The 14195-nt window shown below is 50.5% G+C and carries 13 protein-coding genes and 1 other annotated feature; of the genes, 2 read left to right on the top strand and 11 right to left on the bottom strand.

The genetic code is table 11. From position 1 onward, the window contains the following. Window positions 1–594: tyrosine-type recombinase/integrase (locus B9Y90_RS24470; RefSeq protein ID WP_176227920.1), on the top strand; the 594-nt coding region annotated here is incomplete at its 5' end. A gap of 131 nt (window positions 595–725) precedes the next feature. Here the strand turns inward: B9Y90_RS24470 and ihfA are convergent. The 9 genes from ihfA to B9Y90_RS24430 all read right to left on the bottom strand — a co-directional run bounded on the left by ihfA (window position 726) and on the right by B9Y90_RS24430 (window position 9619). Next, complete coding sequence (ihfA, locus tag B9Y90_RS24465) at window positions 726–1025, bottom strand: integration host factor subunit alpha (protein WP_001229265.1); 300 nt, start codon at window positions 1023–1025, stop codon at window positions 726–728. Window positions 1026–1029: 4 nt separating this feature from the next. Further along, a complete protein-coding gene (gene pheT / locus B9Y90_RS24460) occupies window positions 1030–3417 on the bottom strand; it encodes a phenylalanine--tRNA ligase subunit beta (protein ID WP_085542928.1) in 2388 nt (795 codons plus the stop codon). 14 nt (window positions 3418–3431) lie between these two features. Continuing rightward, on the bottom strand, window positions 3432–4415 hold the full coding sequence (pheS, locus tag B9Y90_RS24455) for a phenylalanine--tRNA ligase subunit alpha (RefSeq protein ID WP_085542927.1): 984 nt from the start codon (window positions 4413–4415) through the stop codon (window positions 3432–3434). Window positions 4416–4475: 60 nt separating this feature from the next. Then, window positions 4476–4599: a sequence feature (Phe leader region), on the bottom strand. Continuing rightward, window positions 4550–4594, bottom strand: coding sequence for a pheST operon leader peptide PheM (gene pheM, locus B9Y90_RS27010; RefSeq protein WP_106120997.1), 45 nt, complete (start codon window positions 4592–4594; stop codon window positions 4550–4552). Its footprint overlaps the feature before it by 45 nt. A gap of 240 nt (window positions 4600–4839) precedes the next feature. After that, complete coding sequence (gene rplT / locus B9Y90_RS24450) at window positions 4840–5196, bottom strand: 50S ribosomal protein L20 (protein WP_000124850.1); 357 nt, start codon at window positions 5194–5196, stop codon at window positions 4840–4842. A 44-nt stretch (window positions 5197–5240) separates the two neighbouring features. Beyond that, a complete protein-coding gene (gene rpmI, locus B9Y90_RS24445; RefSeq protein WP_006118955.1) occupies window positions 5241–5438 on the bottom strand; it encodes a 50S ribosomal protein L35 in 198 nt (65 codons plus the stop codon). Window positions 5439–5529: 91 nt separating this feature from the next. Then, complete coding sequence (gene infC / locus B9Y90_RS24440; RefSeq protein WP_071530481.1) at window positions 5530–6072, bottom strand: translation initiation factor IF-3; 543 nt, start codon at window positions 6070–6072, stop codon at window positions 5530–5532. 3 nt (window positions 6073–6075) lie between these two features. Beyond that, on the bottom strand, window positions 6076–8004 hold the full coding sequence (thrS, locus tag B9Y90_RS24435) for a threonine--tRNA ligase (RefSeq protein WP_085542926.1): 1929 nt from the start codon (window positions 8002–8004) through the stop codon (window positions 6076–6078). Between the two features lie 283 nt (window positions 8005–8287). Continuing rightward, a complete protein-coding gene (locus B9Y90_RS24430) occupies window positions 8288–9619 on the bottom strand; it encodes a phage tail fiber protein (RefSeq protein WP_085542925.1) in 1332 nt (443 codons plus the stop codon). Window positions 9620–9757: 138 nt separating this feature from the next. On the opposite strand from B9Y90_RS24430, the gene B9Y90_RS26675 reads away from it, so the two are divergent. Further along, entirely contained in the window at window positions 9758–9982 is a 225-nt protein-coding gene (locus tag B9Y90_RS26675) for a hypothetical protein (protein WP_139827490.1), read from the top strand. On the opposite strand, the gene B9Y90_RS24425 is transcribed toward B9Y90_RS26675, so the two are convergent. Continuing rightward, on the bottom strand, window positions 9979–10932 hold the full coding sequence (locus B9Y90_RS24425) for a DUF6453 family protein (protein ID WP_139827489.1): 954 nt from the start codon (window positions 10930–10932) through the stop codon (window positions 9979–9981). The genes B9Y90_RS26675 and B9Y90_RS24425 overlap by 4 nt on opposite strands. Next, window positions 10933–14124, bottom strand: coding sequence for a TipJ family phage tail tip protein (locus B9Y90_RS24420; protein ID WP_085542923.1), 3192 nt, complete (start codon window positions 14122–14124; stop codon window positions 10933–10935). It abuts the gene before it with no gap. Window positions 14125–14195 lie beyond the last annotated feature (71 nt).

Here is a 14195-nt window from a genome sequence, read left to right as displayed (position 1 = left end):
ATTCAATGTTCTGTGTCCATTATCCGGAAAAATAGTGGACATTATCGTTACCTGGATGAGTCAGCTTATCCAGACGTCGCTGACGGGGCGCTTACGTATCTGACCACAGACGAAATTGAAATACTGCTATCCCGACTGAGTGGCGATAATCGCTTAATCGCAGTTTTATGCCTGAGTACCGGTGCCAGATGGGGCGAGGCTGAAAGGTTAAAAGCGGAGCATATCGTTCACAATCGTGTGTCGTTCGTAAAAACCAAAACGAACAAACCCAGAACTGTGCCAATTTCTGATGCAGTGGCTCAGGAATTAGTGGGCGATAAGAAAGGCTTTCTTTTTCCCAATGCTTCGTACAGGGAGTTTAGAGAGACGTTAAAACTGGTGAAACCTGACTTACCTGCGGGACAGGCAACTCACTCGTTGAGACATAGCTTTGCAACTCACTTCATGATCAACGGCGGGAGCATTATCACCCTGCAGAGGATACTCGGTCATACCAGGATTGAGCAGACAATGGTGTATGCGCATTTTGCGCCTGAGTTCTTACAGGACGCCATTACGCTTAATCCATTGAGGGGGAATTTATGTCCACAATGAGTCCACACCCCTATGGATTTTGGTGGGTTACGATGGCCTTCCCAACCGCATTGCACCGTTGTATTTCGGCACGTTAGCGTGTCATAAGAAAAGAAAAAGGCCGCGAATGCGGCCTTTTTTGTTAACTCAGGTTACTCGTCTTTTGGCGACGCGTTTTCAACCCGACTTTTTAGCTTCTGACCAGGTCGGAAGGTCACCACACGGCGCGCCGTAATGGGAATATCTTCACCGGTCTTCGGGTTGCGCCCGGGACGTTGGTTTTTATCGCGTAAGTCAAAATTACCAAAGCCCGAGAGTTTAACCTGCTCGCCGTTTTCCAGAGCGCGACGGATCTCTTCGAAAAACAGCTCTACCAGCTCTTTGGCATCTCGTTTGCTAAGCCCAAGCTTATCAAACAGATATTCTGACATTTCAGCTTTTGTAAGCGCCATACGTTCAATCCCTCAATGATGCCTGGAATCGCTCTTTTAATGCCTCTACACATTTTGCAACGGTAGCGGCCATCTCCTCTTCTTCGAGTGTACGGCCCGTATCCTGAAGGATAAGGCTTATGGCCAGGCTCTTGTAGCCATCGGCTACGCCCTTGCCACGGTACACGTCAAATAAGTTTACGCCAACTACCTGATTTGCGCCAACTTTCTTACACTCGGCCAAAACATCTGCTGCCGGGACGTTTTCAGCCACCACAACAGCGATATCGCGGCGGTTTGCCGGGAAGCGAGAAACGTCCTGCGCCTCAGGCACCACGCGGTCTGCGAGCTTGCTCCACAGCACCTCGAACACCACCGTGCGGCCGTTAAGGTCCAGTTTACGCTCCAGCTCCGGGTGAACAACACCAATGAAACCAATGCATTCACCAGCTAAATAAATGGCAGCACTTTGCCCAGGATGCAAGGCCGGATTTGCCTGCGCTCTGAATTCGATGTCTAAAAGTTTGCCGGTGAGGGCCAGAACGGACTCCAGATCGCCTTTCAGATCATAGAAGTCAACGGTGTTACGCGCCAGATCCCAGTGTTCTTCATAGCGGTTGCCGCAGATAGCCCCCGCCAGCATAAGATCCTGACGAATCCCAAGGTCTGCCTGAGTATCAGGCACAAAGCGCAGGCCAGACTCAAAAATACGCACGCGGCTTTGCTGACGGTTCTGGTTATAAACCACGGTGGCCAGCAGGCCACTCCACAACGACAGACGCATGGCGGACATGTCGGTAGAGATCGGATTAGGAAGAATCAGATTTTCTTCGCCAGGGTGCAGAAGCTGCTGAATTTTCGGGTCGACGAAGCTGTAGGTAATGACTTCCTGGTAACCTTTGTCCACCAGCATGGTTTTCACACGCTTCAGAGAGAGGTCGGCTTCGCGATGGGTGCCCATGACCAGGCCTGCCTGTACCGGGCTGTTTGGAATACTGTTGTAGCCGTAAACGCGAGCCACTTCTTCCACCAGATCTTCTTCAATTTCCATATCGAAACGCCAGCTTGGTGCCACGGCGGTCCACTTCGCCTGACCTTCGGTCACTTCGCAGCCCAGACGACGCAGAATGTCGCTGACTTGAGCATCTTCGATGTGGTGACCAATCAGACGGTCCAGTTTGCTGCGACGGAGCGTGATCGTGGCGCGCTTAGGCAGGTGCGCTTCGCTTGTGACATCGATAACCGGGCCAGCTTCGCCGCCGCAGATATCCACCAGCAGGCGGGTCGCTCGCTCCATCGCTTTATACTGCAGCGCAGGATCGACGCCGCGCTCATAGCGGTGAGAAGCATCGGTATGCAGACCATGACGACGCGCACGACCGGTGATGGACAGCGGGCTGAAGAAGGCACATTCCAGCAGTACGTTCTGGGTTTCGTCGTTAACGCCTGAGTGCTCACCGCCGAAGATGCCGCCCATGGCCAGCGCTTTATTGTGGTCAGCAATAACCAGGGTGTCGGCGTTCAGCTTCGCTTCGCTGCCGTCCAGCAGGACCAGGGTTTCGCCCTCTTCCGCCATACGCACGACGATCCCACCTTCAATGCGGTTCAGGTCGAAGGCGTGCATCGGCTGGCCAAGCTCCAGCAGTACATAGTTGGTCACGTCAACGACCGCATCAATGGAACGGATGCCGCAACGGCGCAGCTTCTCTTTCATCCACAGCGGCGTTGGTGCCTTAACGTTGATGCCTTTCACGACGCGGCCCAGGTAACGTGGGCAAGCTTCTGCGGCGTCTACGCGAATAGGCAGCGTGTCATTGATCGTCGCGGCAACGGCGGTAATTTCCGGCTCAGCCAGTGGCAGCTTGTTCACCACCGCCACGTCGCGAGCTACGCCGATAATACCGAGGCAGTCGGCACGGTTTGGCGTGACGCTGATTTCAATGGTGTTGTCGTCCAGCTTCAGATATTCGCGAATGTCGGTACCGATTGGCGCGTCAGCTGGCAGCTCGATGATGCCATTGTGGTCATCAGAAATACCCAGCTCGGAGAAGGAACACAGCATGCCTTCGGATGGCTCGCCGCGCAGTTTCGCCGCTTTGATTTTGAAGTCACCCGGCAGCACAGCGCCAACGGTCGCCACGGCGACTTTCAGACCCTGACGGCAGTTTGGTGCGCCGCAGACGATATCCAGCAGGCGATCGCCACCGACGTTAACTTTTGTTACGCGCAGTTTGTCGGCGTTCGGGTGCTGACCGCATTCAACCACTTCCCCGACCACAACGCCGTGGAAAGCTCCTGCGACGGCATCGACGCCGTCAACTTCAAGCCCGGCCATGGTTATCTGGCTGGAAAGTTCGTCACTGCTGTTGGCTGGGTTTACCCATTCGCGTAACCAGAGTTCACTGAATTTCATTGGATATCCCGCCTTTATTTGAACTGTTTGAGGAAACGTAAATCATTTTCGAAGAATGCACGCAGATCGGTTACGCCATAGCGCAACATGGTCAGACGCTCCATGCCCATACCGAAGGCGAAGCCGGAGTAAACTTCCGGATCAATGCCCACGTTACGCAGCACGTTCGGATGCACCATGCCACAGCCCAGCACTTCCAGCCACTTGCCGTTTTTACCCATAACATCCACTTCTGCGGACGGTTCGGTGAACGGGAAGTAGGACGGACGGAAACGAATCTGCAGGTCTTCTTCGAAGAAGTTGTTCAGGAAATCGTGCAGCGTTCCCTTCAGGTTGGTGAAGTTGATGTTGGTATCAACGATCAGGCCTTCCATCTGGTGGAACATCGGGGTGTGGGTCTGATCGTAGTCGTTACGATAGACGCGGCCCGGGGCGATAATACGAATGGGCGGCTGCTTGTCTTTCATGGTGCGGATCTGCACGCCAGAAGTCTGGGTACGCAGCAGACGGGTGGCGTCAAACCAGAAAGTATCGTGGTCCGCGCGCGCCGGGTGGTGACCAGGAATATTCAGCGCATCGAAGTTGTGATAGTCATCTTCGATTTCAGGGCCGGTCGCTACGGTGAAGCCCAGCTCGCCGAAGAAGCTTTCGATACGGTCGATGGTGCGGGTTACCGGGTGCAGGCCACCGTTTTCAATCCGGCGACCGGGCAGAGAAACGTCAATCGTTTCCGCAGCCAGACGCTCGTTCAGCGCAGCACTTTCCAGGTCAACTTTACGGGCATTCAGGGCTTCCTGAACCTGCTCTTTAGCTTCGTTTATCACCGCGCCCGCAGCCGGACGTTCTTCCGGTGGCAGCTCACGCAGGGTGGTCATCTGAAGGGTCAGGTGCCCCTTCTTCCCTAAATATTCGACGCGTACGTTATCTAACGCGGCAACATCCTGGGCATCGTTTATGGCTGCTTTGGCACTGGCAACCAGCTCTGCGAGATGTGGCATGGTATTCCTCTTATGCCGGCAAACTGCCGGGGTAGTTGGTCTGATTCGAAAACGAAACGCAAAAAAAAAGCCTCCGTACAGGAGGCTTTCGGCGCTGTTTTTCGTTTCTTTTCTTACGCGCAAAGCCCCCTGAGTCAGGCGCTAAAGTAAAAAAAGAAGCGGAAAATAGCAGCATTCATGCTTGCAGTTACCTTATTTTGACAAATTTCGCTTTGGCTATTGAACGAGCTACGGCGTTGAAAGTCAATAAATTGATTGTGTTATGCCCTAATAATTCGATTTGTAGTAAGGCGACAAGCTTGATTATCCCCGGGAGCTTACTTAAGTAAGTGACTGGGGTCAGCGAGTGCAGTTAACGCAGCTACAGATTGAAGTATGACGGGGATAAATTAAAAGAGGGAGCAAGCTCCCTCTTTTAACTGGCTTATGCCAGAGCTGCTTTCGCTTTCTCAACCAGGGCAGTGAATGCCACTTTGTCGAATACGGCGATGTCAGCCAGGATCTTACGGTCGATTTCAACAGAGGCTTTTTTCAGGCCGTTGATGAATTTGCTGTAAGAGATACCGTTCTGACGAGCTGCAGCGTTGATACGTGCAATCCACAGCTGGCGGAACTGACGTTTACGTTGACGACGGTCGCGGTAAGCGTACTGACCAGCTTTGATAACAGCCTGGAAGGCAACGCGGTATACGCGAGAACGCGCACCATAGTAACCTTTAGCTTGTTTGAGGATTTTTTTGTGACGAGCACGTGCAATTACACCACGTTTTACGCGAGCCATTTAGCTCTCCTGTTTCTATTCTGAATTAATTAAAAAAAGTTTACTTATGCGTACGGCAGACAAGCGACAACCAGGCCCAGATCCCCTTTGGAGACCATGCCTTTCGGACGCAGATGACGTTTACGTTTGGTAGACTTTTTAGTCAGAATGTGACGCAGGTTAGCGTGCTTACGCTTAAAACCGCCAGAAGCAGTCTTTTTGAAGCGCTTAGCGGCGCCGCGTACTGTTTTAATCTTTGGCATTTCAATTTCCACTTCGCATTGTTAATAAAACGAACCAGTAGGCGAACAAAACCCGCGAGGCCGAGGCCCCGCGGTATGTTACTTGATGGCCTTACTGTTTCTTCTTCGGAGCAAGCACCATGATCATCTGGCGGCCTTCGATCTTCGTTGGGAAGGATTCGACCACTGCCAGTTCACTCAGATCGTCACGGACGCGGTTAAGCACTTCCATACCAATCTGTTGGTGTGCCATTTCACGCCCACGGAAACGCAGGGTGATTTTGGCTTTGTCTCCGTCTTCCAGAAAGCGAACCAGGCTGCGGAGTTTTACCTGATAGTCGCCATCATCGGTACCAGGTCGGAATTTAATTTCCTTAACCTGAATAACTTTTTGCTTCTTCTTCTGTTCCTTAGAAGATTTGCTTTTCTCGTAGAGGAACTTGCCGTAGTCCATGATGCGGCAAACAGGCGGCTCGGCGTTTGGACTGATTTCTACTAAATCAACCCCAGCCTCTTCGGCTTTTTCTAAAGCTTCATTCAGACTGACAATACCAATCTGCTCGCCATCAATACCGGTCAGACGAACCTCAGTGGCACGAATCTCTCTGTTAATGCGATTAGGACGCGCCGGTTGAACTCTTTTTCCGCCTTTAATACTTTATTCCTCCAGTTGATGAAGATTGCGGCTGCGAATTTCTTGCTGCAGCTTTTCAATCAATTCGTTGACGTCCATGCTCCCCAGGTCTTTGCCGCGGCGGGTACGAACGGCAACTTTGCCTGCTTCGACCTCTTTATCGCCACAAACCAGCATATAAGGGACACGACGTAACGTGTGTTCACGGATTTTAAAGCCTATCTTCTCATTTCTCAAGTCTGCTTTTACGCGAATGCCCGCATTTTGGAGTTTACGAGTCAATTCGTTAACGTATTCTGCCTGGCCGTCGGTGATATTCATCACCACCGCCTGCACTGGAGCAAGCCAGGTTGGGAAGAAACCAGCAAACTCTTCAGTCAGAATACCGATAAAGCGTTCCATTGAACCTAAAATGGCGCGGTGAATCATTACCGGCACCAAACGCTCGTTATTTTCGCCAATATAGGAGGCGTTCAAGCGGGTTGGCAGGGAGAAGTCAAGCTGAACGGTACCGCACTGCCATGCACGATCCAGGCAGTCATACAGCGTGAACTCAATTTTCGGGCCGTAGAATGCACCTTCACCCGGCTGATAGTCAAACGGGATATTGTTTTCCTGCAGCGCAACGGCCAGATCCGCTTCCGCGCGATCCCACATTTCGTCACTGCCGATGCGTTTTTCCGGACGGGTAGACAGTTTCACCACGATTTTCTCGAAACCGAAGGTGCTGTACATGTCGTATACCATGCGAATGCAGCTGTTTACTTCATCACGAACCTGCTCTTCAGTACAGAAGACGTGGGCATCGTCCTGAGTAAAGCCGCGCACACGCATCAGGCCATGCAGCGCGCCTGAAGGCTCATTGCGGTGGCAGCTACCAAATTCCGCCATACGCAGCGGCAGGTCGCGGTAGGACTTCAGGCCCTGGTTGAAGATCTGCACGTGGCCCGGGCAGTTCATCGGTTTGATGCAGTATTCACGGTTCTCGGAAGAGGTGGTGAACATCGCGTCTTTGTAGTTGTCCCAGTGGCCAGTTTTTTCCCACAGGACGCGGTCCATCATGAACGGACCTTTCACTTCCTGGTACTGGTACTCTTTCAGCTTGGAACGAACGAACACTTCCAGCTCGCGGAAAATAGTCCAGCCGTCATTATGCCAGAACACCATACCCGGCGCTTCTTCCTGCATATGGTACAGGTCAAGCTGCTTGCCGATTTTACGGTGATCGCGCTTGGACGCTTCTTCCAGACGCTGCAGATAAGCATTCAGCTGCTTTTTGTCCGCCCAGGCGGTGCCGTAGATACGCTGCAGCATCTTGTTGTTGCTGTCACCGCGCCAGTATGCGCCGGAGGTTTTCTGCAGCTTGAAGTGATGGCAGAAACGCATGTTTGGCACATGTGGCCCGCGGCACATATCCACGTATTCTTCATGATGATACAAACCTGGTTTGTCATCATGGCTGATGTATTCATCAAGAATGGCGACTTTATAGTTCTCACCGCGATTGACGAAAGTCTCACGCGCTTCCTGCCAGCTCACCTTCTTCTTGATAACGTCGTAATCTTTCTCGGCCAGCTCGTGCATACGCTTCTCGAGCAGCTCAAGATCTTCCTGCGTCAGGGTGTGGTCCAGATCAACGTCGTAGTAGAAACCGTTGTCGATAACCGGGCCGATCGCCATTTTAGTGTGTGGCCACAGCTGCTTGATGGCATGACCCAGCAGGTGAGCACAAGAGTGGCGAAGAATTTCCAGACCCGCTTCGTCTTTAGCGGTGATAATGGCGAGCTTCGCGTCGTTTTCGATAATATCGGAAGCATCAACCAGTTCACCGTCTACGCGGCCAGCGATACAAGCTTTGGCAAGACCTGGACCGATGTCCAGCGCAACGTCCATTGGGCTAACGGGTTTGTCGTAATGGCGTTGGCTGCCATCAGGAAGAGTAATAACAGGCATGTTAAGTCCTTATCTGCAGTGGTGACCCACACGAAAGATCACATACAGTTTTATAAAGTTTATATAAATCGGTAGGTTAAGGTAAGTTGAATGCTTCACTCTGCAAACTGTGTACATCCGGGTGTACAACATCCGAAATGTACCATCACCTGCCTACCAACTACGCGCAGCTATAGTACACGTCATTCAGTTGTACATAAAGGACGAACTGGCACAGAGCATTAGCGCAAGACCCCTCCCGCCTTCACCGGTTTTGAGTTGTTTTGCGCTAATTTTTTCCTCATCAGTTTTCTTGCTGTCTATTCATCTCTGCGCTGATCTGTTCATTTTTTTTGTTCCAGATGCTGCCCTGTGGCATCTCAACGCGAACCGAAACGAAACTGTCTGCCGGGATGTCTACCGGGTCCCCATCACTCAAACCATCAATGATGTTCTGCGCAAATCCTGGAGCCTGAGGGTGAGTGCGGTGGAACGTCTTAACAGTGATTGAGCCATCCGCGTTTACTGAGTAATCGAGCCAGATGCGCGGCTGTTTATTGCGATCGACAGGGATTTCAAATCCGCCATCAATACCGCCCCAGGCGGCATCAGAATTGAGCGCCACACAACCCTCAATGAGATAGTGGCCCACGTCCAGACGAGTGACCGTTACTCCTTCTGATTCATCATTCGTTTCAGACCGGCCATCATTGAAAACCTTGATCACAGGTGAGGCTTTTTTGATAAATCCGTTACTGTCAATTGTTGTATTTTTGTCATGATACATCTGCATTAACACGATGTTTCCAGTCGGCAGACTGGAACTATAAGAAGATCTTGCAACATATACTGAGTTTGAACTCCCGTAACCTATTCCTATTTCACCCCACTCTGAACTTGTAGGACCTGGAAGGACCTGAATAACACAACTATCAGGAAACAAGTTGCCAGATTGATATGGCTCGTAAATACAAGACCAGGTCTTTTGTACAGGGTTTGCAGAATCCCGCCGACCTGCCTGAACCAATTGAACTTCGCCGGGATTTAAACCGGCATTTTTTAATGCCGCACTTCCTAGCTCCAAGTTTCTCCTTGCCGCTGCCGCATCTTTAGCACCAGTTCCGCCCTGAGTAACGCTAAGAGCGGTCATCAAACCACTCAGCGACGTTATGTCACTGTTAGCGCCTTTTTTTGCATAGTTATCCAGTGCTGATTTATCAGCCTTGCCATCTAACGCCGTAGAAATGCCACCCCAGGCCGGGCCTGTGTAAGTGCTGCCGTCAGGCAATCTCACAGTAACCATACCGGTGCCGCTGAATACCTGCTGCCAGTTCTGCTTGTCGTAGTTGAGCCCGCGCAGTGCTTCTGCGCTTTGTGCTACCAGAGCAGCGGTTACCATGTTCAATGCAACGCGCGGCACCGCTGACCACGCCGCTCCAGATTGCGTCGGTCCGGTATAAACGCTGACGAGTGTCAATGCTGTTGCACTTTCTACCGATTTGACAGGCAGCGTGTACGGCACGCCGCCGACCGTGACAACGATGAAATCACCAGCCGCCAGTTCAGTATTAAATGCCGTTCCCGCGCCCGATACTGCTGCGCTGTTATTCGTGAGCGTAAGTGTTCCTGCAGACATGGTTACTCCTGAATTTAATTTAAAAAAGGATAATTTTCTCAACTTTTATTTGAACAATATTTAAATTCAAAACATAAGCCTGATAAAAACCCTGCGTCAGGCGAATTTTATTTAAGAAATACAATCGGGAATATGATTATGAAATCAATTAATATTATTTTATTAACAGCGACCATTCTAATTTCCTCTTGTTCATCATCACCTAAACCAGATGGAACCTGCGCCATGATGTCTTATGGTAAGTGCGTTTTAATCTGGCAGGATGGTGAAAAAATACCTTTTGAAGGTGTTGATGTCAGATATGATGGTCTGAAAATGTTATGGGGCAATGGATTTGGAGGAACAGTAAAGGTTCATAATTAATACATTGCTGGAATCAAAGGGATATTTAAATTGATTGTCCTCTCGTCAATAATAGGATATTGATCAGTCCATGAAAACTTTGTATTGTTGGAGGCACTACTAACAACCCCGCCACTAAATATTATCCCTTTGTGTTTCATATTGCACCAACCACCCGCATTCCTGTTTCTAAATCCTGTTCTGCAAATCATCACCATATTTCCAGATGCATTTGCAGCGCCAGAGGCTGGATTCCAGAATGCATTCCTGAAAACAAATGGTTTCCTTGTTGTGGAGAATGTTACCTTTCCATCAGGGTTAACAAATGTCAGTCCTCTGCCCGGTGTTGGATCAACTCTTGCAAATATCGCAAGCCTGATTGTTACTGGGCGTGCAGCATCACCATAACCATCATGAGCCAGGAATGATGTCAGGTTTGTTCCATCAAAGGCGATTGACACATCGGGCGAATCCCAGCTAGCAAAGGGAATTCCGCTAGCTGGCAATGGGGTGCTTCCGTTAACGGTGAAATTTCCGAACCAGACGCACCCCATAAACTGAGTTGCAGATGATATGAACGTAAAGTCAGTAGACTCGCTAATCAGCAACCCACGATTGCCGTTCTGTGATACTGCCAGTATTTCTACGTAGCTTGCAGCGCCAGCAGTCAACCTCTGCGCTAGCCTCGGATTGGAGTGCCACCAACTCTGCGTAATGGTTCCGTTGCCATTATCCGCATAGCCCGTCATCATTCCAATGCTAGGTATTAGGCTTATACTGTCAGGGTATGCATAGGTTGTCGTAACAGGAAGCATAACCATTGTAGAGCCTGGCGTCTTTGTTACGCCCACCACGCCACCTGTTTGTATTTGATCGCCATTACTACCACTAAATGAAGGGCAGCGAAGGCCAGCTGTTATCTCCATCCTTGGAGAGCCGTCATTTAGATCAATTAACAATCCTCTCGGCATTTACCATTCTCCCAATACAATCCTGCCACCGTTTGTAAGATTTACAGTCACGCCCCTGCCATCAATGTTTACACCTGTTCCATTGTTAGTGAAACCAAATTGACCACTGGTTGCATAAATAGCACCACGGACAGTTACTTGACTAAACTCAGCAAAACCACTCTTGTTTATCAACCAACCAGAAACGCCCGCCTGATAATTATTAGACTGAATAAAATTACCAATCTTCGCATTATCAATACTGCCGTTTTGAATAAATGCAGAGTTAATAAACACCTGCCCGTTAAATACAAAGAATGCAGCCTGGTAATTTCCTGGATCGCTTCCTGAGTAAATTCCGAACTGGTCAGCGGCAAAGACTACTGTTGATTTATAGGTGTTACCTGATGGCTCAATAGACATGCCCATGCCTGCGCTATAAGTGACGCCATTCCTTTTAACTGCGAGGTTTGTCGTATAGCTTGCTTTTGCTGTCCCATCTAAATTAACTTCAGCCGTCATTTTCTGGTTTACAGCAGCGGTTAGTTCACCATTGGGGCCAATCTGTGCCTGAACATAGGTAGAAAGGTCTGCCAGTCCTTTATCGACGGTTGCCACCGTTGTTCGCACAACGAGAATATCTGCTCTCACCTCTCCGTACTGCTGGAACTGATGCTCAACGGTGCCATGGTTAGCCAGCGCGTTTTCCATGATTCCTTCAAGGTTAGTATCAACCCCTTCCTGCACGTTTTTAAATGCATCGGAATCGCGGATAGCGTTATCAATCAGGTCAATCATTCCAGGGATATCAGAGGATGCCTGTCCAGACACCTCGACAAAATCAGACACACCAAAGGCGTTTTTCGTCCTGACATAGGCATAGTAGGTTTTGTCTGCCTGCAATCCCTGCAGCGTCCACTGCGTCGAACGACCAAGGAACTGAGCCTGATCTTCTATCTGTGATGGGTTCGCTATGCGGTTTTCGCCGGAATACCAGAACTCAAATGATGTGTCAGTAGTCGCTGTTATACGCATAACCGGCACAATAACTGCAGAGAAAAGACCCGGCGTCCAGATAACGCTTGATGGCGCTGGCGGTGCGCCAATCACGAGACTAACCTGAGTTTCCGCCCCCTTCATGCCGTTCTCGTTACGTCCACGCACACCCAGCGAGTAGCGACCTGCATCTATGCCATAAAACTCATAACGGAACTGGTCTGTTTCGTACTGCGACACAACCTTCCCATCTTCGGTGTACACGGTAAGCTCAAAGGTGATTTTGCGTGTTGTGGTCGCCGTCTCCCAGATAGCGGTAACCTGAACCGTCTCTGAATTTGTGTTGATAATGCGCAGGTTTTCGATGTTCGGGACTCGATAGCCATTAAGGGTATCATTCGGTATCTCGAAGACTGCCCCCTCATCAACAACGGACTGCTTATTTGGGTCGTGAAGCCCCGCAGTGATGCTGTAGACGGAATTATTTTCTGTCTCAGCAACGCCAAGGATTTTCCACAGCCGCGTTTTGACATTCGCTGTTGAGATAACGAATACGGTGCCGTCTTTAACCCATGCAGGAGCATTGCGAAGCGTTATTTTATCGCCGGCCACGCTGGCAATAGCGTACTTAACCAGCTTCCCGTTGCTTCCCATGATGGACATGCCATCACCAGAGCCAGCAATCTCAGAGACATCGGCGTCGACGGTAATGATAGAACCAGTATGAGAAATGATACGACCACCGAGACGCGCTGCAGCGTGGTTGTTATCCATGACCTCAACAATGTCACCTGGCGTGAAAGCGATAGCATCACGCGCCATTTGGAAGGTTACGCGCTTGTTCTCACGCTTTGCCGTTTCCAGCAACCACTTACCCGCCCGCCACGCCTGACCGCGAGATGTCGCACCAAATGCCTCAATGGTCGTTTCGTTGTACTTTCCGCTCTGGCTTATTAGCGTGTCGTCAGAAACGTATTCCTTTGCGTCCTGCCAGCCGTTGTTTGGGTCAGTCCATGAAACGACGACGGCGTTGTACCTCTCTGATTGCTTCACTGAGCTATAGCTGAATTTCCCATCCACTACGTTAGCGTTGCTGATGGCTGCTATCGGGTCTTGCGGTGCGTCAAGCATCACTGTTAAGCGCATGCCGTCCCACAGCGCAACTCCGCGAAACATGCCGGCTATCTTGTCAAGAATGTCGCGAGCGCTTGACTGTTCAGTGATGTATGCGTTGAGAACATGACGCGGCTCCTTACCGCCGTAGCCATCGTTAACCAGCTGGTCGCAGTATTGGGAAAGGATATAGAGCGAGCCGTCATCAACATCGATGTAGCCAGCGCGACGAGCAAGGCCATAGCGATTGTTTGTCACCAGTGCCCGGAAAAGCCATGCCGGGTTGTTCGTCCATGCCTTCTTGAAGCCGCCAGTCCACAGGCCTGTATAGGTGCGGGCAATCGGATCGTAATTATCCGGAACATCAACAATCAGTCCACGCAGGTGATAGGTGCGCGTCGGCGTGTCGGTGTACTGGTCACGGTCAATGACTGCCCCGGCAATCGCAGAGAAAGGATAAGAAAGGTTGTCGTCAGTAATTTCAGTGTAGCTGTTCCATACCGTTCCGTTGCTCAACAGGTCACTGGTGCTGTCAGGCGTAATGCGACGAACGCGAACGTCAAACGGCTTTGTGTCTGGAGCGTCAATGACATGCGCCTCCAGAAATTCGCCTGAGATTTTGCCGGGGCCAATAGTCACAGTTTTAACAGGCTGGAAAGCATTGTTACCAGTACGAACGTCAATGGACATCGTGACGGATGTGTTTTTCTGATTTCCTTTCGTATCCTGCTCTACAAGACTGCGCACGCCGATATTCAGTCGAACCCTGGTCACATCGACATCAGAAACTGTTCGCACTAATGGCGTATTAAAGGTGACATCGTTGTTGACGATGGTTGTCGCCTCGATGGCAGAGAAACCATTAATCGGAGATTGAGTTTCAGAGCCTTGCCGCCACGCCACGCTTACGCCGTTGATGTTGGTGTCGCCATTAGCGCTGGTTACCGGCGTCTTGTTAAGCATGAAGGACGAAAGGTGATTTTGGTCAACCGGGCCATAGATTGGCCCTTCACTGATGAGGTCCAGTACTCTCAAAAACTGCTTTGAGCGTAGATTATCGTTTAGAAGTGTTTGTGTTGAGTAAGCGCTAAGTGAGCGCCGTATTGACAGTTATTTGTCGGTGAGTTCTACGTTCCAGGGCAGAAGTTCAGCCACTTTATTGGAAGGCCACTCCG

It is taken from the genome of Cedecea sp. NFIX57 (genome assembly GCF_900177785.1).
In the GTDB taxonomy this organism is placed as follows: Bacteria; Pseudomonadota; Gammaproteobacteria; order Enterobacterales; family Enterobacteriaceae; genus Cedecea; species Cedecea neteri_C.
The sequence above is the reverse complement of the archived record's forward strand: the minus strand, read 5'-3'. Positions and strand labels throughout refer to the sequence as shown.

Excerpts from the sequence above, each read along its gene's own strand:
- thrS (WP_085542926.1), bottom strand. The coding sequence starts at position 8,004 with ATGCCTGTTATTACTCTTCCTGATGGCAGCCAACGCCATTACGACAAA.
- pheT (WP_085542928.1), bottom strand. The coding sequence starts at position 3,417 with ATGAAATTCAGTGAACTCTGGTTACGCGAATGGGTAAACCCAGCCAAC.
- rplT (WP_000124850.1), bottom strand. The coding sequence starts at position 5,196 with ATGGCTCGCGTAAAACGTGGTGTAATTGCACGTGCTCGTCACAAAAAA.
- B9Y90_RS24430 (WP_085542925.1), bottom strand. The coding sequence starts at position 9,619 with ATGTCTGCAGGAACACTTACGCTCACGAATAACAGCGCAGCAGTATCG.
- B9Y90_RS24425 (WP_139827489.1), bottom strand. The coding sequence starts at position 10,932 with ATGCCGAGAGGATTGTTAATTGATCTAAATGACGGCTCTCCAAGGATG.
- B9Y90_RS26675 (WP_139827490.1), top strand. The coding sequence starts at position 9,758 with ATGAAATCAATTAATATTATTTTATTAACAGCGACCATTCTAATTTCC.
- pheS (WP_085542927.1), bottom strand. The coding sequence starts at position 4,415 with ATGCCACATCTCGCAGAGCTGGTTGCCAGTGCCAAAGCAGCCATAAAC.
- rpmI (WP_006118955.1), bottom strand. The coding sequence starts at position 5,438 with ATGCCAAAGATTAAAACAGTACGCGGCGCCGCTAAGCGCTTCAAAAAG.
- ihfA (WP_001229265.1), bottom strand. The coding sequence starts at position 1,025 with ATGGCGCTTACAAAAGCTGAAATGTCAGAATATCTGTTTGATAAGCTT.